This window comes from Streptomyces ardesiacus (genome assembly GCF_003112575.1).
In the GTDB taxonomy this organism is placed as follows: domain Bacteria; phylum Actinomycetota; class Actinomycetes; order Streptomycetales; family Streptomycetaceae; genus Streptomyces; species Streptomyces ardesiacus.
In genome coordinates, this window is record NZ_BEWC01000001.1 from 70,703 (window position 1) to 88,610 (window position 17,908).

Below are 17,908 nucleotides of genomic sequence, written 5' to 3' on the forward strand. Positions count from 1 at the left end.
GGTGCGTCCTACGAGGTGGCCAGCCCCAGCCAGACAGTCACGGCCGCCGTGGCGGCGAGCCCGACGTTGAGCGTGATCCGGCGGTCCTCGCCGGTCAGGTGGACGGTGATCGCACCCGCCTGCAGGAGGACGAAGCCGATGGCCGCGGCCGGTGCCAGCAAGGGGGCGATGCCGGTCAGCCGGGGGAGGACCAGGCCGGTCGCACCGAGGAGTTCGACCGCCCCCAGCGCCCTGAGGACGGGCAAGGGCACACGATCGACCCAGGCCATCATCGGGCGGAGCCGATCGCGGCTCCGGCTCACCTTCAGCGCACCGGAGTAGAAGGAGAAGAGGGCGAGCAGTCCCGCGACTGCCCAATAGGCGATGTTCATGGTTCCCGTTCATGGGCCACCGGTTCGCGGGGCCCGTCGATTGCGTACGTGCTGTCCCGGGGGCGTCAGGCGAGGTCGGTGGCGGGCTCGGTCGCGTAGCGGCTCATCGCGTCGGCGGTGTCCCGCGGTGTCGGTGGCCGGCCACCGGCGAGCACCTTCTCCAGGTCCCGGAAGTACTGCACGTACAAGTCGGGGGTGAAGGTGCTGAGCATGACGACGGGCTGGTCGGAAAGGTTGGCGAAGGTGTGCGGGGTGCCGGGCGGAACCATCACGAGCGTGCCCGTGGTGGCGTCGTACTCCTCGTTCCCCACGGTGAACCGCACGGTGCCGGAGAGGACGTAGAAACCCTCGTCGTGCTGGGAGTGGCGGTGCTGGGGCGGCCCCTGGGTGTGCGGGGCGAGGACGGACTCCGCGATCGCGAGGCGGTGGCCGGTGTGGCTGCCGTCCTCCAGGACGCGCATGCGCGTGGTGCCCAGAACGATCGTCTCGCCCTCGCCGGGACCCACCACCGATACGGCGGAGTCGGCCTGCGGCTCGTTGGTTCCTGCTTCTTCGGTCATGGTCACGAGTGCACCGCCGACGCCCCGCCGGTGTCCAAAACCCGTTCCGCATCGCCGATACCCGCTGGGTATCGTTGCAGCGTGGAGCTACGGACCTTGCGCTACTTCGTGGCCGTCGCCGAGGAACGCCACTTCGGCCGGGCCGCCGCCCGACTGCACATGAGCCAGCCGCCGCTGAGCCGGGCGATCAAGCAGTTGGAGGCGGAGGCCGGGGCTTTGCTGTTCTCCCGCTCGTCCACCGGCGTCGCGCTCACTCCGGTGGGCACGGTGCTGCTCGACGAGGCGCGGGCCCTCCTCGACCACGCCGACCGCGTCCGTGTGCGCGTGAGAGCGGCGGCCGGCGTCGCGTCCCTCACCGTCGGCATCCTGGGCGACGGCGCCGACCCGGGTGTGTCGAGGCTGGCTGCCGTCTATCGCCGAAGCCATCCCGGCGTCGGCATCCGCGTCCGCGACGCCGATCTGAGCGACCCCACGTGCGGGCTGCGCGCCGGACTGGTCGACGTCGCCCTGACCCGGGCGCCGTTCGACGAGACCGCCCTGACGGTGCGTGCGCTGCGGACCGACCCGGTCGGGGTGGTCCTGCGCGCCGACGATCCGCTGGCCGGCCGCGATCAGCTCCGGCTGGCCGAGCTGGACGACCGCCGCTGGTTCCAGTTCCCGCAGGGCACCGACCCCGTCTGGCAGTCGTACTGGAACGGCGGCAGGCCGCGCGAGGGACCGACGGTGCGGGCCGTCCAGGAATGCCTGCAGGCCGTGCTGTGGAACGGTACGGTCGGTCTGGCCCCGCTCGGTCACGACCTGCCCGCGGACCTGGCCGTGGTGCCGCTGACCGACATGGAGCCGAGCCGAGTGGTGGTGGCGTGGAACAGAGGTGACACCAACCCGTTGATCCGGTCCTTCGTCAGGACCGCGACAGCCGCGTACCTGCCTTGAGCAGCCGAAGCGGTGCCGCCGCGGCTCGTGAACACGACCGACGCCGCGGCTCTCGGGCCGCACTGGTTCCCCGGTCCGTCGCGGTTCGGGGCGTCCCTCACCTCCGGGTGCGTCGTCTCCGATGAGTTCACCCACCGGCGGAGGTCTCAGGTGACCCGGAGCCCGACTCGTGACAGGAGACCTCCCCGCATGACCCGCATGACTGACCCGAAGCCGACCGCGGGACGCGACCGAGGGGCCGGCGTCTGGCCCTCGATCCACACGGAACGCGCGGCGCTCGCGGCCGACCTGGAAAAGCTGACCGACGACCGGTGGACGACGCCGTCGCTGTGCCGCGGCCTGACCGTGCGCGAGGTCCTGGCCCACCTCACGGCCGGCGCGAGCCTCAACACGGTCCGCTGGCTGGCGGGGGTGATCCGCTGCCGGTTCGACTTCGACAAGCAGGTGGCCGTGCGGCTGGCCGAGCAGCTCGGCGCGGATCCGGCCGAGACCCTGGAACGGTTCCGGCGCGTGGTGGCGAGCACGACCAAGCCGCCCCTGCCCCCCGTCGCCATGCTGGGCGAGACCCTGGTCCACGGCGAGGACATACGACGCCCCCTGGGCATCCACCGCGCCTACCCGATCGACGTGATCACGCGGGTGGCCGAGTACTACCAGGGCTCGGACATGGTGGTCGTCGCCAGGAAGCGGATCGCGGGGCTGCGGCTCACCGCGACCGACAGCACGTTCACGACCGGTTCCGGGCCCGTGGTGTCCGGCCCGACCACGGCCCTGGTGATGGCCATGACCGGCCGCGAGGCGTACTGCGACGACCTGGAGGGCGAGGGCGTGGAACTGCTGCGCGGGCGCTGCGGCACGTCATGAGTGGGGCCCGCCCCGGGACAGCTCCGGGGCGGGTCGCTCAGGAGTGGGCCGTGTACGTGAGGAAGCGGGTCCATGCCTCCGGGGAGACGGCGAGCCGGTTGCCGTGCGGCGCCTTGGAGTCACGGACGTGAACGGTGCCGGGGCAGGACGCCACCTCGACGCAGTCGCCCTGACTGCCGCTGCTGTAGCTGGACTTGTGCCAGGACAGGGCCACCTCGACGCAGTCGCCGTCGCCGCCGCTGCTGTACGAGCTTTTGAACCAGACCAGTTCCGTAGTGCTCATGAGGCTCCTCGCATCTGCTGCAACAGGCTCAGGGAGTCGTCGAGGGAGAGAGCCTGTGACCGCATCCTGGCATACCTCATCTGGAGGACGCTGACCTCCTTCCGCTCGGGGACGAACATGCCCCCGCGCTGACCCTCGTTGTACGCGAACCAGCGCGCGTCGGGCGTCTCCAGGAGCTGCATCGGGCCGTCCAACCCTGCGTGCGCGTTCCGCACCAGGGGCATCAGCTGCACCTCGACGTTTCGCAGCTCGGCCAGTCCCAGCAGGTGGTCGATCAGCTCCCGCGTGACCTCCGCCCCGCCCATGCGCCGCAGGAACATGTGCTCCTCCAGAATGAAGCTGAACGCCGTGTTCGGCCGCTCCCTCAACAGGCGCTGTCGTTCCGCTCGTGCCGCCCACTGGGCCTCGACCTGGTCGTCGCTGAGTGGCGGCAGTTGGTTGGTGAACAGCGTGCGCGCGTACGCCTCGGTCTGCAACAGGCCCGGAATCAGGCGGCATTCATACGTATACAGACTCACCGCCTCCGCCTCGAACCGCGCCCACTGGCGGAACCAGCTCGCCAGCCCCGGTTGCCGCGACAGATGCCGTGCCGCACCTCGCAGCGCGCCGAACGCTTCGAGGACCTCCTCGGCGCGGGTCACGAAGTCCCCCGGAGGGAACCGCCGCCCCTGCTCGATGGAGGCCACCGTCGGCACCGAGTACCGCACTCGTGGCGCGAACTCCTCCTGGGTCAGCCCCGCCCGTTTGCGGAAGGCCTTGACGACCTCGCCGAACGCCTTGAGGCTGTCCGACGCCTCCGGCTCACCCGCGCCGCCCGTACCGTCCGTCATCCGGGACACCTCCCACCCGTCACACCCGTTCAACGGGCCCATGGTCACGGACGGTTACTCCTACTGTCCACCGTCCGCACCCGTACGCTCACCGTGCGTACCGGTCGGTGATCTGGTGGGAGGGCGACGTCGCAGGTGGGATGGGCCGCATGAGACCAGCCTCCACCCCCCGACTCCCGGTCACCGCGCGTGTGTTCGTCCAGCGGTTCAGCTCGACCCCGCGCGGTGCGCGACTCGCCCGGCACCTCGCCCTGCACCGGCTGGACACCTGGGGCGTCCCGTACGGCTCGGCGCTCTCGGACACGGCCGCCCTGCTCGTCGCGGAGCTGGCGGCCAACGCCGTGACGCACGGGCGGGTGCCGGGGCGGGACATCGAGGTGGGACTGCGGCTCGACGCGTACACGCTGCGGATCGACGTCTCCGACAGCCGGGGGGAGCGGCGCCCGGAGATCACGGCGGCACCGGAGGGCGAGCACGGGCGCGGGCTGCTGCTCGTGGAGGCGCTCGCCGACCGGTGGGGCGTCTTCGACCGCGTGCCCGTCGGCAAGACCGTCCGTGCGGAGCTGGACCTGCCTCACGGGTGGCCCAGCGCCACCGGCAGGTCGGAGCGGCCGTTGACGCCGAGGGCGCGGTAGGTGTGCGTCAGGTGGAGCTCCACCGTGCGGACGCCGACCGACAGTTCCCGGGAGATGGCCGTGTTCGACCACCCCTTCGCCGCCAGCAGGGCGACCCGTAGCTGGGCCGGGCTCAGCCGGGACCGGTTCGAGTCCGGTGGTGCGGTGAGCCGGGCGGCGACCTCCGCGGTGAGCGGGAAGGTGCGGTCCCGCCCGACCGCCTCGTCGAGCAGGCGGCGCGCCTGCTGCGGCAGTCCGGTGTCGGACGGGCCGGAGGCCAGGGCCGCCACCGCGCGGGCGTACAGGCGCCGGGGCGGCATGTCGGCCAGCAGACGGAGCGCGGTCCGTATGTGGACGAGTGCCGCACGGCCGGAGAGGGCGAGCCCCGACCACAGGTGCACCGCCCCGACCGTGCCGGGCGCACCCCAGGACCGGGCGGCGGCGAGGCTCTCGGCGACCAGGCGCCCGGCGGTGTCCGGGGCGGCGCAGGCCACCTCCGCGACGGCCAGGTGCGAACCCCAGGGAAGGACGGCCGGGTTCACGCAGCCCAGCGCCCGTGCCATCCGGCCGCACTCGCGCAGGTAGGCCCTCGCCTCGGACGGACGGCCCGTGCGCAGGCACAGGACGCCCCGGGCGAACAACAACTGGGCGGGGCCCAGACCGTGCTCGTCGCGGCCGGGCGGGCGGCCCGGGCGGGCCAGGACCGATTCCGCCAGGTCCGTCCTTCCGGTCTCGACGGCGACGAGCACCTCCACCGCGGTCAGTCTCGCCAGGGTCCGCGGATGCCAGTCCCGCCGGGGCACCTCGTCGGTCGCCTCCGCCAGCCACTGGCCGGCCCGCTCGGGCTCGCCGGTGCGCAGGGCGAGTTCGGCGAGGTCCAGCAGGGCGTGCCCGGCCACGGGCGGCATCCCGCGCCGCCGGGCCTCGGCCGCGATCCGCAGCGACTCGGCCCGGGCCGGTGCCACGTCCTCGGTGACGGCCAGCACGCGCGAGGCGACCAGCCGGGGTGTGAGCAGCCCGCCCCTGCCCGCCCGGATCAGCACGGCCCCGGCCAGCCGGCGCGCCTCGCCGATCCGCCGGCCGTCCAGACAGTGCCGCCACGCCCCGGCCGCGGCACGGGGCGCGTCGAAGCCCGGCGCGTCCCCGGCCTCCCGCGCGCCCGGGGAGATGAGGTCCGCCACGCGTGCCGACCCCGTCGGACTGGCCTCCACGGCCAGCGCGTGCAGACCGCGCAGCGTCCGCCCTTCCGCTCCCGTCCCCGCGCGGGCGGCCGCCGCACCGAGCGCCGCCGCCGCGTCGTCCCCGGCGCACAGGGTCAGCATGTCGGCGGCGAACAGCACCGCCCCGGAGTCGTCCGGGACCTCGGCCTCCAGCAGGATCCGCCGGAACGCGCGCTCGGCCGCCGCGGGCCGCCGCGCCCACTGCGCCTTCGCCAGCTCCAGCAGCGTCTTCGCGGGCGGGCGGGCCGCGGCGGCGTGGTCGAGGGCGCGGTCCAGGAGGACCACCGCCGTCTCGTCGTCGCCGGACCGCCGCGCGGCCGTGCCCGCCGCGTGGAGCGCGTCGGCCACCCACGGTTCGTCCAGCGAGATCCGGGAGACCAGCAGCCCGAGCACCTCCGGCGCGAAGTCCTCGCGGCGTGCCAGCCGTACGGCACGCTCGTGGAGCAGTCGGCGCCGGTCGGCGTCCAGCAGCGCGAGCAGCCGTTCCGCTGTCAGGGGGTCGTACACCCGGGGACGGACGAGTGAGCCGAGCAGGCCGGCCACCGCCGGTTCCGTGCGGGCCTGTTCGCCCTCCGGCGGGGTGAGCCCGGCCAGCTCGCCGACCTGACGGAACGAGAAGTGGCCCGCGGCCACCGCGCTCGCCGTGACGAGCGCGGACGCCTGCGGGGAGGACCCTGCCAGGACGGTGCGCAGGTGGTGCCGTCCCACTTGGTCGGCGAGCGCGGCGAACGCGTCCGGGTCGGGCGGCGTGCCGGGCCACCGCCGCAGCACCGGGCACAGGACCGCCGGGTTGCCGCCGGTCGCCGCGGTCGCGGCCGGCAGGAGCGCGTCGGCCGCCTCCCGGCCGTACGCCCGGACGAGCAGCGCCCCCACGGCCTGGTCGGTCAGCGGACGCGACGACAGTTCGTACCGGCGGCCCCGCTGGGCGTCGGGCGGCAGCGGGAGCGAGGCGTCGCACCCCCCGGTGAGCGCCCGCAGCACGGGCCCGGGCCGCGGGGCCGCGTCGGAGACGGGACCGGCCGCCTCCGCCACCGGGCCGGTGGGGACGTCGTCGGTGAACAGTGCCCACGGTCCGGTCTCCGGGGCCCGTGCGGGCTCCGTCACGACGTGCAGGCCGGCTCGGCGGGCGAGTTCGGCGCCCGCCGCCAGCAGGGCGCTGCGCCCCGTGCCCGGGCGCCCGCGGACCACCACGGTCGTGGCCGCGCCGTTCAGGGCCCGGCGCACGGCCCGCTCCCACACGGCCAGTTCACCGGTCCGCTCCACGAGCCCGGAGGCCGGTGCGGGCGAACAGGGGGCCACGGAAGCCGTGTTCACGAGGCGTCGCCCAGCGCTCGCGCGGAAGCGGGCTGGGACGGGTGGGCCGCGAACCATTTCGTCAGGCCCGCGCGGCCGGTGACACCGAGCTTGCGGTAGACGTTCGTCAGGTGGTACTCGACCGTGCGGGCGGTCAGGCACAGGGTGTCCGCGATCGCCCGGTTCGACTTCCCGGCGGCCGCCAGCTCCGCGACCGGGCGTTCGGCCTGGCTGAGCACGGCCGGGGCGTGGCGGTCCGCCGCCGAGCGGAGTGCCCGCCGGGCCTGGTCGGCGACGGAGCCGAGGCCGCACCGTGCGGCGGTCGCCAACGCGGTGCGCAGCCGGGGGTGCGCACCCCGGTCCGAGCGCCGCAACAGCTCCGTGCCGAGGTGCAGTTCGGCCAGGGCGTGGGCGTGCCGGTCGGAGCTGCGGGCGAGGACCCGGGCGCTCTCGGTGAGCAGCTCCACGCGGTCCGAGGGCCCGGCCACCATGCTCCGGGCCAGCAGACCGAGCCCCATACTGCGTGGCGTCAGCCAGCGTTCGGCCAGCTCCTGTCCGTGCTCCGCCCGCTGCGCGGCCTCGCCCGGCCGGTCCAGCAGCATCAGCAACTCGGTGCTGTGCAGCCACCAGAGGGTGAACACGGGGTTGCCCACACCGGCCGCCTCGAGACTCGTGCCGCACCGTTCCAGCAGGCGCAGGGCCTGCTCCGGCCGGCCGCGGCCGCGTTCGACCAGGGCCAGTGCCGTCAGGTGGTGGTGGTGTTCCCAGAAGCAGTCCTCCAGACGCCGGCCGTCGATCCGGCGCAGCGCCTCCTGCGCCCGGTCGAGGTCGCCCCGGGCGACCAGGGCGCGGGCGAGGGCGATGGTGGCCAGCGGGTTTCCCCCGGTCGCGCCCTCGGCGTCGGCGAGACGCGACGCCGCCGACGCGGCCTCCGCGGCCTCGGTCGCCCGGCCCGCGTCGAGCAGCACCAGCGCCCGCACCGAGGCGGCGTGCGACTCCGCCCACAGCTCTTCGCGTTCGGCGCTGTCCGCGACGATCCGCTGCAGGTGGTCGAGCGCGGTCGCGGTGTCGTCGGCCAGGGTGAGGACCCGCGCCGCGGCGACCGCGGCCCAGGCGGTGTGCGGCCGTCCGGACCAGATGACGCGGCGGGCGTCGGCGACCGCCGTCTCCCGTGCCTCGGGTCCGTCGGCGGTCAGCGCGGTGCGCAGGGCACGGGCGGCGAGGACCAGGTGCTCGGTCGGGCGGGCGAACGCCCGTGCGGAGGCGGCGGGTCGGGGCGAGACGGGGGTGGGGGGAGGCGTGGAGGACGCGGGGCCCGCAGGGGCGGCGGGGGCGGTGCCCGTGTCCCGCGGGCCGGGCCCGGCCGGTGGTGCGTCCTGTCCGCCGGCCGTCGTCCGCCGCAGCAGGGTGCCGAGCGCGGCCGGTGAGTCGGGGGAGTCGTGCAGCATGAGGGCGACGAACGGGAGCAGGCCGGCCGCGTGGTCCCGGATCGGCCGGTGCGCCGTGCCCGACGGCGCACCGGCCAGGCGGGCGAGGTGGGCGCGGGCCGCCGACGGGTCGATGTCGACCAGTGCCTCGGCCAGGTCCAGGTGCACGGCGGCGTCCTCGGTGCCGGCGGCATGGAGCCGCGTGAGGTACGCGACCGCGGCGGCCGGACGGTGGTGCCGGGACGCCGCCGCCGCTTCCCTGAGGACGGTACGCATCCAGGGACGGTCCAGCCTGCTCTGCTCCAGCAGCAGGTCGGCGACCTGCTCCACGGGTGCGGCCGCGTCGTTGAGGATCTCGGCGGCCTGGGCGTACCACCGCTGCCGTTCGCCCTCCGACAGCGTGTCCCACAGGGGGCGGGTCCCGCGAAGGGGCAGCGGGCCGGGGAGGAGACCGCGGGTCCCGGCCTCCTCCAGGAGCCGGTCGGCCGCCTGGGGCGGGAGTCCGGCCAGGGCGCCGACGAGGTCGGGATCGGTGCTGTGGAGCGCCGCCGCGGCCCGCGCGACGGCGAGCAGCCGCGGCTCGCTGCGGGCCAGTTCGGCCACGTCCTCGGCGGCCGGCGCGGTCGTCCCGGCCGGCCGCGGGCGGGCGGAGTCGACGACCGTGCAGTAGTCCCGTGTCGCCAGTTCGTGGAAGGCCGCCGCCGCGGGCGTGGGCACGCCGCGCGGAAGGTGCAGCAGTACGGTCAGCGGCTCGGGGTGGGAGGAGCGCATCAGCTCGTCGATGAAGCGGAGCGTGCCCTCGTCGCACCACTGCGCGTCACCGATGGCGAGGACGAGCGGCCCACGGGCCAGAAGACCGCAGACCACCGTGTGCGGCGCGTACCGCGCGCCACGACCGGAGGGCGGTGCCCCGAGCAGGCGTCGCAGCACCGCGTGTTCGGTGCCGGCCGTCTCGCGCAGGCAGCCCACCCGCCGTACGTTCGCCTCCCGTCCGTACGCGGTGCTGACGTGGTGGGCGACGGTGTCCATCGAGGAGTGGCCGGGAGGGTCGAGCATCACCACGCAGCGCGCGCCGCGGTGTTCGCCCCGGACCGGACAGGCCGACGGCCCGTGCGGCGCGGCCGGTCCCGCGACGGCCCCGGTCCGGGGGGAGCGGGAGCGGGAGACTGGTAACGAGGGATACGGATGCGCCGGATTCGATCGTCGCGACCACATAATCCTTACGATATGACAGCGGTGTGCGTTGTTGTTGGCGCTCCCGTGCCCACGCGTCCAGGCGGCTCGCCGGGGCCGGCCGGGTCCGGGCACCCCACGACCGACCGGCTCGGCCGGTGAACGGAGGCTCCGTGCGGCTCCTGGAGCGGGAACAGGGCCTCGACACGGTCCGGCGTGCGCTGGACGGCCTGCGGGCGGACGGGACGGTGCTCACGGCGGTCACCGGGACTCCGGGCACGGGACGGTCGGCCTTCCTCGACGCGGTCGCCGCCCACGCCGAACAGGCCGGCTGCGTCGTACGCCGGGCCCGGGGCAGCCGGCTGGCGCGCGGACTGTTCCTCGGCGACCCGGCCGCACCCCTTCCCGATCCCACCGCCCGTCCGCTCGTGCTGCTCGTCGACGACCTGCAGTGGGCGGGGGAGCCCGCCCTGGCCCGGCTGTCCGTGCTGCTCGCCGACCCGGGGCCGGGCCGGCTGTTCCTGGTGGTCGCCGTGTGCGAGGGCGAGTTCGCCGCCGAAACGCCCGGGGTGCAGGACGTCCTGCTCCGGGCCGACCACGTGGTCCGCACGGGACCGCTCGGGCCGCAGGGCGTGGGCGCGCTGCTCGGCGAACACGGTCATGTGCTCGCGGACGGCCAGGTCCGCGCCTGGCACCGCGCCACGGGAGGCAATCCGGCCCTCGTCACCTCGCTGCTGGAGCGTCTGGACCGTGCCGAACGCCCGGCCCGCGCACGCCTGCTCGACCTCGCCCGCGCCCGGCCGGCGCCCTGGCGCCTGCGGTCGCGCGTGGCCGCGGCCCTGACCGGACACCCGGACTCCGTCGGCCGCCTCGCCGCCTGCGCCGCGCTCCTCGGCGGCGGGGCCCCGACGTCCGTTCTCGCCCGCCTCGCGGAGCTGGACCCGGGCGAGGCGGACCGGGCGGCCGGTGCCCTGTCCGCCCTCGGCTGGGCGGCCGACCGCTGGACCCCGCCCGTCCTGTGGGACTGCGTCCGGGAGGCCGCGGAGGAGGGCGTCGCGCTCACCGACCGGGGCCGACTGCACCGCCGGGCGGCCGAGTTGCTGTACGTCGCGGGGGAACCGGCCGAGCGCGTGGTCCGCCATGTCATGGAGGTCGGCCCCGGCGCCTGGACCGGTGCCGCGGGACTGCTGCGGGACAGCGCCTGCGAGTTGTGGCGGCTCGGCGACGACGCGCTCGCCGCCCGGGGGCTGCGCCGCGCCCTGCGCGAGTTCCCGCCCGACAGCCCGCGGCGCGGCGACCTGCTGACCGCCCTCGCCGACGTGGAACGCGAGGCCGACACCTCCGCGATGCTGCGGCACGTGGGCCAGGCCCTGCCCCTGCTGGGCACGGTGGAGGAGCGCGCCGCGATCGTCTCCTGCGTACCGCTCACCCTGTTCCTCTCCGCCCCGCACGCCGTCGCCGAGCTGCTGGAACTGGCCGGTGCCGGGCACACCCCGCGGACACCGGCCGCGGCCGGCGCGGACGCGGGGGCCGCGGGGCAGGCACGGGCCACGGCCGGCACGGGAGCCGTTGCCGCCGCCGCGGTGCCGGGCGCGCCGCGGGCACGGCACCCCGGGCCGCGGCTGGAGGCCCGGGTACGCCTGGCGGGTCTGGGCGACCCGGCGGCCCACGACGACGCCGTCGACCGGCTGCGGAACCTCGCCCCCGTCCCGGACGCCGGGCCCGACGACGCGGCCCTGCGGGAGCTCACCGCGGTCCTGGTCTTCGCGGGAACCCACGGCGGACGGCTCCGGGCCGACGAGGTCGCCCGGCGCACCCGGTGGCTGCTGGAGCACGATCCGGCCTCGGCGGTCGCCCGGTACACGGCCTGCGCGCTGACGATCGCCTGCGCGGCCGTCGCCGAGACCGGCGAACCGGCCCGCTGCTGGCTGGACATGGCACTCGAGACGGCACGAGGGCGCGGCGACCGGCGGCTGCTCACGGCGGTGCTGAGCTGGCGCGCGCTCACCGCCGTGCACGAGGGCCGGCCCGCCGACGCACGGGCGGACGCGCGCAGGGCCTGCGCGGCCTTCCCCGACCCGGGCCGGGACCCGTCGGCGGACGCCCCGGAGGACCACGACTGGCTGACGGTGCTCGCTCTGACCTCCGTGGCGGTGGAGACGGGCGACGCCTGGCTGGCGGAACGGTTGCGCGACCGGCTGGCCCAGGGACCGGGCGCCGGACAGCCGGTGTGCCGGCTCGCCCTGCGGGTGCTGCGCATCCCCCTGACCCCGGAACGGGAACTCCCCGTCGTGGTCGCCGACCTGCTGGACGCGGCACGTCACGCGCAGGCCGCGGGCTGGTGCAACCGGATCCTGTTCCCCGTCGACCTGTGGTGCGTGCCCCTGCTGCTCCGCGTCGGCGACCCGGAGGCCGCGCTGCGCCTCCTGGCCGACGCCTGCGACCGGGCGCGGCGCTTCGGCGCCCCGGGCGCGCTCGGCCGGATCCTGCGCATGTGGGGCACCGTGGTGCGCGGCCGCTACGCCCTGTCCCTGCTCTCCGAGTCCGTCGCCGTCCTCCGGCCGAGCTCCAACCGGCTGGAACTGGGGCGGTCGTTGACGGCGTACGGCAACCGGATGCGGGCGGCCGGACGGCCGGGACACGAGGAGATCCTCGCGGAGGCGGACCGGATCGCCGAGGCCACGGGCGAGGCGGTGCTGCGGCGCTGGACCGAGGTGCGGCAGCCGCTGCCGCCCGGCGCACCGCCGTACGCGGACGCCCCGGTGGCCTGCGGGACCCTGAGCGACACCGAGCGTCGGGTCGCCTCGCTGGTCGCCCTCGGTCACACCAACCAGGACGCCGCCGACGCGCTGGGAGTCACCCGCCGCGCGGTGGAGAAGATCCTCACCAGGCTGTACCAGCGGCTCGAAGTGGACGGCAGGTCCGGGCTGGTCCCGGCGGTGCGACGCATGGCGGGCAGGGCGGCCTTCGGTACGGGTGTGCTCGCCGACCGACTGTGACCGGCGGCCGACGGCCGGCGGTACCTGACCGGTGCACCGAACGGGTTACTCGCGGGTAGAGCGGATTCCGCCCCGGCCGTCACGGAAAATGTGGGTCGAAATGCCGGAAAATCCTGGTGGGACGGAGGGTGCCGAATGCTTTCGGGGGTCGTTTCCCGCTCTTTGCCGGTGCCCGGTGACGGTCTCTCCGAACCCGCGCGGAGGCGACCACAGTCTTTCGCCGCAAGCCCCCGGTTCGATTGCACGCCGACCTTCCCGCTCCGTAGCCTGGCTCGCAGCCAGTGAACGCCTGGAGGAGGGAAGGAGGGCTTGTATGGCCCACGCGAAGACCGGCACGGTAGAGGGGCCCTTTCGTGCGACGGAAGCGTGTGCTACGCTCCGCGGCGCATGTCCGGGCCCCGTCGAAACGCTGCAGGAAATAGATTCTTCCCGGTACGACGCGGAAATAGGAAGCGAGAAGTACCGCGACGCATTGCGGTCTTTTTTCGAGCACTCCGGAATCGCCCTCGCCGTCCTCGACCCGAATCTGCGGGTGCGTTCCGTCAGCAGTCCCCTGATGCCCCGGTGCGCCCGGCGGCCGGACGAACTGCGCGGACGCGAGCTCGTCGAGTTCCTGCACCCGAGTGTGCGCCGGCAGACGCTGCGTCAGTTCGGGAGGCTCGTGCAGGGCCACCGTTCCCGTCTCGTCGGGCACTCCCTCGTCCTGTCCGTCCACGGGACCACGGTGTCCGGCCGGGTCACCGCGTTCCCGGTGACCGGTGACGCCGGCCGGGTCGAGATGATCGTCGTCCAGTTCATGCCCGAGACGACGGCCGACGACCGCGCGGCGCGGGACGGCTCCCGGTGGAAGCTGGCCCCCCTCAGTGCGAAGGTCCTCGAAGGCGTCGCGGCGGGCGACCCGACGGTGCGTCTGGCGGCCAAGCTGTTCCTCAGCCGGCAGGGCATCGAGTACCACGTCGGCATGCTGCTCAGGCAGTTCGACGTGCCCAACCGGACGGCACTGGCGGCGAAGGCGTACTCGATGGGGCTGTTCAGCCTCGGGGCCTGGCCGCCGAGGGTGCTCCCGGACTGCATCCGCTCGGACCAGCAGACGGCGGAGGCCGGCTGCGGCGGGGGCGGCCGTCCCCGGTCGCAGCGCCAGACCTCGGGCCGTTGAGCCGGCCGGCACGCCGGGCACGTCAGGACGGCGGGCACCGCGGGACCTCGCGCGTCCCGGCACACCGGGCACCCCGGCACACCGGGCGCCCCGGACACCGAGCACCCCGGACATCGAGCACGCCTGAACGAGGATGATGTGAAACTACTGGTCGTTGAGCCCAACGAACGGGTGTCGGTGGCCCTCGGCGCGGCTCTGGAGGAACAGGGACTCGAGGCGGTGTGCGCGTCCACCGGCGGAGCCGCCCTGGGCCTGCTGGAGCGGGCCCGGCCGGACGCGGTCCTGCTCGACCTCGCCCTCTCCGACTGCGACAGCTACTGGCTGTGCGGCGCGATACGCGCCACCGGCACCGTACCGATCCTCGTGACCAGTGCACGAGACGATCACCAGTCGTGTGTGCGAGCGCTCGACCTGGGCGCCGACGACTACCTCGTCAAGCCCTACAACCTGGCCGAACTCCTCGCCCGCACCAGGGCCGTCGTACGCCGCAACGCGCCGGCCGGGCCCGCCGCCGCCGGGGGCGCCCCCCGGCCCGGCCCCGCCGAGGACGTCGCCGACGAGCCGCCGCCGGACCTGTTGCTGGCCGGGCGGGTCAGGGTCGACCTGCGGGAACGGGTCGTCCTGGTCGACGGAGCCCCGACCGAACTGCCCGACGAGGAGTTCGACATCCTCGCCGCGCTGGCCCGGCGACCGGGCGAGGCACTGAGCGCCGACCGGATCGTCGAGGAGATCGTGCGGGCCCAGCGGGCGTCCCTGCGCGCGACGGTGCCCGCCCGGCTCGCCGCCCTGAGGGAACGGCTCGCACCCTCCCGCCTCGTGGACTCCCCCGAGGACGGGCTCTACCGGATCCGCCAGACCGGACCCCACGCCTGACGGCCGGTGCGGACCGTGGCCCTGCCCCGGCCGCCGCGGAGGGGCCGCAACGCCGTGCGGCCCCGCGACCGCCGGGGCAAGCCGGGGCCCGCAGGTCTGGGAATTCTTTCAGTGATCGGTGCCGGGACCGGCGCGTCGCCCACCGCACGGGGGAACGTGGTCGGCGAAGTCCGGCGGCGCGTCCGCGACGCCCGCGGAGCCGGTCCACGGGGAGCGCACCGCGCGGCCCCCGCCAAGTGAAAACGTTTCTCTCGAGGGGACAGAAATGTCGTCAGAACGGCTCGCCCGTCGCCGTCCCACACCGATCACCGCCCTGGCCCTGGGCACCCTGCTCTGCGTGGGCGCGACGGCGGCCCCGGTACACGCGGCCGATGCCGCGACCGTCGTCAACGCGGGCAGCGACCGGGCGGTGGACGCGAGCTACCTCGTCGTCTTCGAGGACGGAGCCAAACCCGACCTCGCCGGCGCCTACGGGGTGCGGGTGCGCGACACGTTCGACCACGCGCTGCGCGGTGCGCTCGTCGAGGGGAGCGAGCGGCAGGCCCGGCGCCTGGCCGCCGACCCCGGGGTGCGCCTGGTCGAGCAGAACACCGTGGTGCACCGTGCCCGTTCCCCGAAGGCGACCCAGTCGTCCCCGCCGTCCTGCGGGCTCGACCGGATCGACCAGCGGGCGCTGCCCCTCGACGGCTCCTACAGCTACCCCCGCTCGGCGGGCCGGGGCGTCGACGTGTACGTGATCGACACCGGCATCGACTACGACCACCCGGAGCTGAGGCCCCGCGCCGAGTTCGGCTTCGACGCCTTCGGCGGCGACGGCGGCGACGAGCACGGCAACGGCACCCACATGGCCGGCGTCATCGGCGGCACCGAGCACGGCGTCGCCAAGCGGGCACGGCTGATCTCGGTGAAGGTGCTCGACGCGCAGGGCGGCGGCACCCTCGCCGGGGTGGTGGCCGGGATCGACTGGGTCACCGAGCACGCGCACGGGCCCTCGGTCGCCAACTTCGTCATCGGGGCCCCGCCGAGCGAGGTCCTCGACGACGCGGTGCGCCGCTCCATCGGCGCCGGGGTCACGTACGTGATGTCGGCCGGCGCCGACGGCGTCGACCTCGCCGACTCCTCGCCGGCCCGGGTGGCCGAGGGCCTCACCGTCGGTGCCTCCGACTGCGACGACCGGGTCGCCCCGTTCAGCAACCACGGCAAGGGGCTGGACCTCTACGCCCCCGGGGTGGACATCCCCTCCGCCCGGCCGGGCGGAGGCACCGCCACCGAGTCCGGCACCTCGGTCGCCGCCGCGCACGCCTCCGGCGCCGCCGCGCTCCTGCTGGGCGAGCGGCCGAACGCCTCCCCGCGGGCCGTGAACAAGGCCCTGAAGAACCGGGCCGTGAAGAACGCGCTCACCGGCGTACCGGCCGGCACCGCCGACAAGCTGCTGAGGACCGCACCGTGACGCCGAGCCCGCGCGACACCCCGATGTCGCCCCGACCCACTCGCACCCCTCCACGGCACCGGGCGGAACCTTGCTGACCATCCGAGACCTCGTCAAGCGCTACCGGGACGGCACCCGCGCCAACGACGGCATCAGCCTGAGCGTCGAGGCCGGCGAGGTGGTCGGCCTGCTGGGGCACAACGGAGCAGGGAAGACCACGCTGATCAACCAGGTGGCCGGGCTCGTGGTTCCCACCTCCGGGACCATCCGCGTCGACGGCTGCGACCCGGTCGCCGAACCCGCCCGGGCCCGCCGGGTGGTCTCCGTGATGCCCCAGGGCCACGCCCCGCTGACCGGGGTGACCCCCCGACAGGCCATCAGGACGATGGCCCGGATCCGGGGCCTGGACAAGCGGGCCGCCGCCGAGCGGACCGGGGAACTGATCGACGCGCTGGACCTCGGCACGTGGGCCGACACCACCGGGGAACGGCTGTCCGGCGGCATTCGCCGGCTGACCGCCTACGGCATGGCGGCGGCCGAGCCCGGCCGCGTCGCCATGCTCGACGAGCCGACCAACGACGTGGACCCCGTGCGCCGCAGGCTGCTGTGGCGGCAGATCCGCGCACTCGCCGACCGCGGGCACGCGGTGCTCCTCGTCACCCACAACGTGGTGGAGGCCGAACGGAGCGTGGACCGCATCGTCGTGATGGGCGCCGGAAAGGTGCTGGCGGAGGGCACCGCCGCCCAGTTGCGGTCCCGGGCGCCCGGCGACCTCAGACTGGAACTGACCGCGGCCGTCCCGGACCGCCTGCCGGAGCTGCCGGCCCGGCTCCCCGTCGAGGGGCCGCCCCTGGTCGCCTCCAGACGGATGGCGGTGCCCATCGCCTCCGGCGCGGCCTCGACGGCCCTCGCCTGGGCCCAGGAGCTGCGCGACGCCGGGCAGATCGACGAGTTCGCCCTCGTGCCGGTCGGCCTGGAGGACGTGTACCTGCAACTCGTCGGCGGCGAGGACACCCCTGGCGGACCGGGGACGGAAGAGGGGGAGAAGGGTGACTCACTGGTTGCGTAGTTACGGCCTGTTGCTGGGATGGACCGCGTTGCGCAGCCGCGCGACCCTGCCCCTCAACCTCGTCATCCAGACCTGCCTCGCCGTGGGCATCATCGTCGGATTCGCCTACCTCGTGCCCGAGATGGACGACGCCACCGCGCTCTACCTGGCGACCGGTGCCCCGGTGCTCGGCCTCATCACCGTGGGCATGGTGATCGGCCCCCAGGAGGTGGCGTCCTCCAAGCAGGAGGGGATCTTCGACTTCAACCGCTCCCTGCCGGTGCCCAGAAGCGCCCTGATCGCCTCGGACGCCACCATCGCGCTGCTCACCGCGCTGCCCGGCATGGTGGCCGCGCTCGTCGTCGCGGCGCTGCGCTTCGACCTGGACCTCGACATCAGCCCGCTGGTGCTGCCGGCCGTCCTGCTGACCGCCTTCACGGCCATCGGACTGGGATACGGCATCGGGTACGGAATGGCTCCGCCGGTCGCCCGGCTGATGTCCCAGCTCGTCGTCTTCGTGGCGCTGATGTTCTCGCCGATCACCTTCCCGGCCTCCCGGCTGCCGGACTGGTTCGAGTCCGTGCACACGGTGCTCCCGTTCCAGTACATGGCCGAGGCGGTCCGGGACACGCTCGCCACCCCGGCGGACGGTGTCTCGGGGCTTCCCTTCGCCGTCCTGGCGGCCTGGTCCCTCGGCGGGTTCCTGCTGACCCACCGGGTGATCACCCGCAGGCCCTGACCGCGCGGACGGGGCGACCGGGCGGGGACGTTCCCGCCCGGCGCCCCGTCCGCCGTCCCCGGGGTCCCTGCCGCCGCACCCGTTCCCCCGGACGCC

15 protein-coding genes are annotated in these 17,908 nt (G+C 75.0%); 9 read left to right on the forward strand and 6 right to left on the reverse strand.

What is annotated here, in order from left to right; translation table 11 throughout:
- Positions 1–8 precede the first annotated feature (8 nt).
- Both Sdi02f_RS00335 and Sdi02f_RS00340 read right to left on the reverse strand, forming a co-directional pair.
- Positions 9–371, reverse strand: coding sequence for a DoxX family protein (locus tag Sdi02f_RS00335; protein ID WP_030403432.1), 363 nt, complete (start codon positions 369–371; stop codon positions 9–11).
- Positions 372–436: 65 nt separating this feature from the next.
- Complete coding sequence (locus Sdi02f_RS00340; RefSeq protein WP_031185138.1) at positions 437–931, reverse strand: dimethylsulfonioproprionate lyase family protein; 495 nt, start codon at positions 929–931, stop codon at positions 437–439.
- 81 nt (positions 932–1,012) lie between these two features.
- Between Sdi02f_RS00340 and Sdi02f_RS00345 the strand changes: the two genes are divergently transcribed.
- A complete protein-coding gene (locus Sdi02f_RS00345; protein ID WP_234319824.1) occupies positions 1,013–1,864 on the forward strand; it encodes a LysR family transcriptional regulator in 852 nt (283 codons plus the stop codon).
- 198 nt (positions 1,865–2,062) lie between these two features.
- A complete protein-coding gene (locus tag Sdi02f_RS00350) occupies positions 2,063–2,728 on the forward strand; it encodes a maleylpyruvate isomerase family mycothiol-dependent enzyme (protein WP_108932902.1) in 666 nt (221 codons plus the stop codon).
- Positions 2,729–2,765: 37 nt separating this feature from the next.
- Here the strand turns inward: Sdi02f_RS00350 and Sdi02f_RS00355 are convergent, their stop codons facing one another.
- Together Sdi02f_RS00355 and Sdi02f_RS00360 are read right to left on the reverse strand one after the other, a co-directional pair.
- Entirely contained in the window at positions 2,766–3,011 is a 246-nt protein-coding gene (locus Sdi02f_RS00355) for a DUF397 domain-containing protein (RefSeq protein ID WP_031185137.1), read from the reverse strand.
- Complete coding sequence (locus tag Sdi02f_RS00360; protein WP_051908978.1) at positions 3,008–3,841, reverse strand: helix-turn-helix domain-containing protein; 834 nt, start codon at positions 3,839–3,841, stop codon at positions 3,008–3,010. The genes Sdi02f_RS00355 and Sdi02f_RS00360 overlap by 4 nt, the downstream gene beginning before the upstream one ends.
- A 149-nt stretch (positions 3,842–3,990) precedes the next feature.
- On the opposite strand from Sdi02f_RS00360, the gene Sdi02f_RS00365 reads away from it, so the two are divergent.
- Positions 3,991–4,476 carry an ATP-binding protein gene (locus tag Sdi02f_RS00365; protein WP_051783603.1) on the forward strand — a complete coding sequence of 162 codons (486 nt, stop codon included), beginning with the start codon at positions 3,991–3,993 and terminating at the stop codon, positions 4,474–4,476.
- Here Sdi02f_RS00365 and Sdi02f_RS00370 read toward each other — a convergent pair.
- Both Sdi02f_RS00370 and Sdi02f_RS00375 read right to left on the reverse strand, forming a co-directional pair.
- The gene (locus Sdi02f_RS00370; protein ID WP_108932474.1) at positions 4,416–6,989 is read right to left on the reverse strand and encodes a helix-turn-helix transcriptional regulator; all 2,574 of its coding nucleotides are present in this window, start codon (positions 6,987–6,989) and stop codon (positions 4,416–4,418) included. The genes Sdi02f_RS00365 and Sdi02f_RS00370 overlap by 61 nt on opposite strands.
- Entirely contained in the window at positions 6,986–9,451 is a 2,466-nt protein-coding gene (locus Sdi02f_RS00375; protein ID WP_159107618.1) for a helix-turn-helix transcriptional regulator, read from the reverse strand. The genes Sdi02f_RS00370 and Sdi02f_RS00375 overlap by 4 nt, the downstream gene beginning before the upstream one ends.
- 290 nt (positions 9,452–9,741) lie before the next feature.
- On the opposite strand from Sdi02f_RS00375, the gene Sdi02f_RS00380 reads away from it, so the two are divergent.
- The 6 genes from Sdi02f_RS00380 to Sdi02f_RS00405 all read left to right on the forward strand — a co-directional run bounded on the left by Sdi02f_RS00380 (position 9,742) and on the right by Sdi02f_RS00405 (position 17,812).
- The gene (locus Sdi02f_RS00380) at positions 9,742–12,567 is read left to right on the forward strand and encodes a helix-turn-helix transcriptional regulator (protein ID WP_108932476.1); all 2,826 of its coding nucleotides are present in this window, start codon (positions 9,742–9,744) and stop codon (positions 12,565–12,567) included.
- A 472-nt stretch (positions 12,568–13,039) separates the two neighbouring features.
- Positions 13,040–13,723 carry a helix-turn-helix transcriptional regulator gene (locus Sdi02f_RS00385; protein ID WP_234328467.1) on the forward strand — a complete coding sequence of 228 codons (684 nt, stop codon included), beginning with the start codon at positions 13,040–13,042 and terminating at the stop codon, positions 13,721–13,723.
- A 138-nt stretch (positions 13,724–13,861) separates the two neighbouring features.
- Positions 13,862–14,596, forward strand: a complete 735-nt coding sequence (locus Sdi02f_RS00390; protein WP_108932477.1) for a response regulator transcription factor — start codon at positions 13,862–13,864, stop codon at positions 14,594–14,596.
- Positions 14,597–14,861: 265 nt separating this feature from the next.
- Positions 14,862–16,046 (forward strand): S8 family peptidase, encoded by a 1,185-nt coding sequence (locus tag Sdi02f_RS00395; protein ID WP_053639241.1) that lies wholly within the window; start codon positions 14,862–14,864, stop codon positions 16,044–16,046.
- 70 nt (positions 16,047–16,116) lie between these two features.
- Positions 16,117–17,094, forward strand: coding sequence for an ABC transporter ATP-binding protein (locus Sdi02f_RS00400; RefSeq protein ID WP_030403445.1), 978 nt, complete (start codon positions 16,117–16,119; stop codon positions 17,092–17,094).
- Positions 17,087–17,812, forward strand: a complete 726-nt coding sequence (locus Sdi02f_RS00405) for an ABC transporter permease (protein ID WP_234319822.1) — start codon at positions 17,087–17,089, stop codon at positions 17,810–17,812. Before Sdi02f_RS00400 ends, Sdi02f_RS00405 begins: the two co-directional genes overlap by 8 nt.
- The last annotated feature ends 96 nt before the right edge of the window (positions 17,813–17,908 follow it).

Excerpts from the sequence above, each read along its gene's own strand:
- Sdi02f_RS00335 (WP_030403432.1), bottom strand. The coding sequence starts at position 371 with ATGAACATCGCCTATTGGGCAGTCGCGGGACTGCTCGCCCTCTTCTCC.
- Sdi02f_RS00340 (WP_031185138.1), bottom strand. The coding sequence starts at position 931 with ATGACCGAAGAAGCAGGAACCAACGAGCCGCAGGCCGACTCCGCCGTA.
- Sdi02f_RS00350 (WP_108932902.1), top strand. The coding sequence starts at position 2,063 with ATGACTGACCCGAAGCCGACCGCGGGACGCGACCGAGGGGCCGGCGTC.
- Sdi02f_RS00355 (WP_031185137.1), bottom strand. The coding sequence starts at position 3,011 with ATGAGCACTACGGAACTGGTCTGGTTCAAAAGCTCGTACAGCAGCGGC.
- Sdi02f_RS00360 (WP_051908978.1), bottom strand. The coding sequence starts at position 3,841 with ATGACGGACGGTACGGGCGGCGCGGGTGAGCCGGAGGCGTCGGACAGC.
- Sdi02f_RS00365 (WP_051783603.1), top strand. The coding sequence starts at position 3,991 with ATGAGACCAGCCTCCACCCCCCGACTCCCGGTCACCGCGCGTGTGTTC.
- Sdi02f_RS00375 (WP_159107618.1), bottom strand. The coding sequence starts at position 9,451 with ATGCTCGACCCTCCCGGCCACTCCTCGATGGACACCGTCGCCCACCAC.
- Sdi02f_RS00395 (WP_053639241.1), top strand. The coding sequence starts at position 14,862 with ATGTCGTCAGAACGGCTCGCCCGTCGCCGTCCCACACCGATCACCGCC.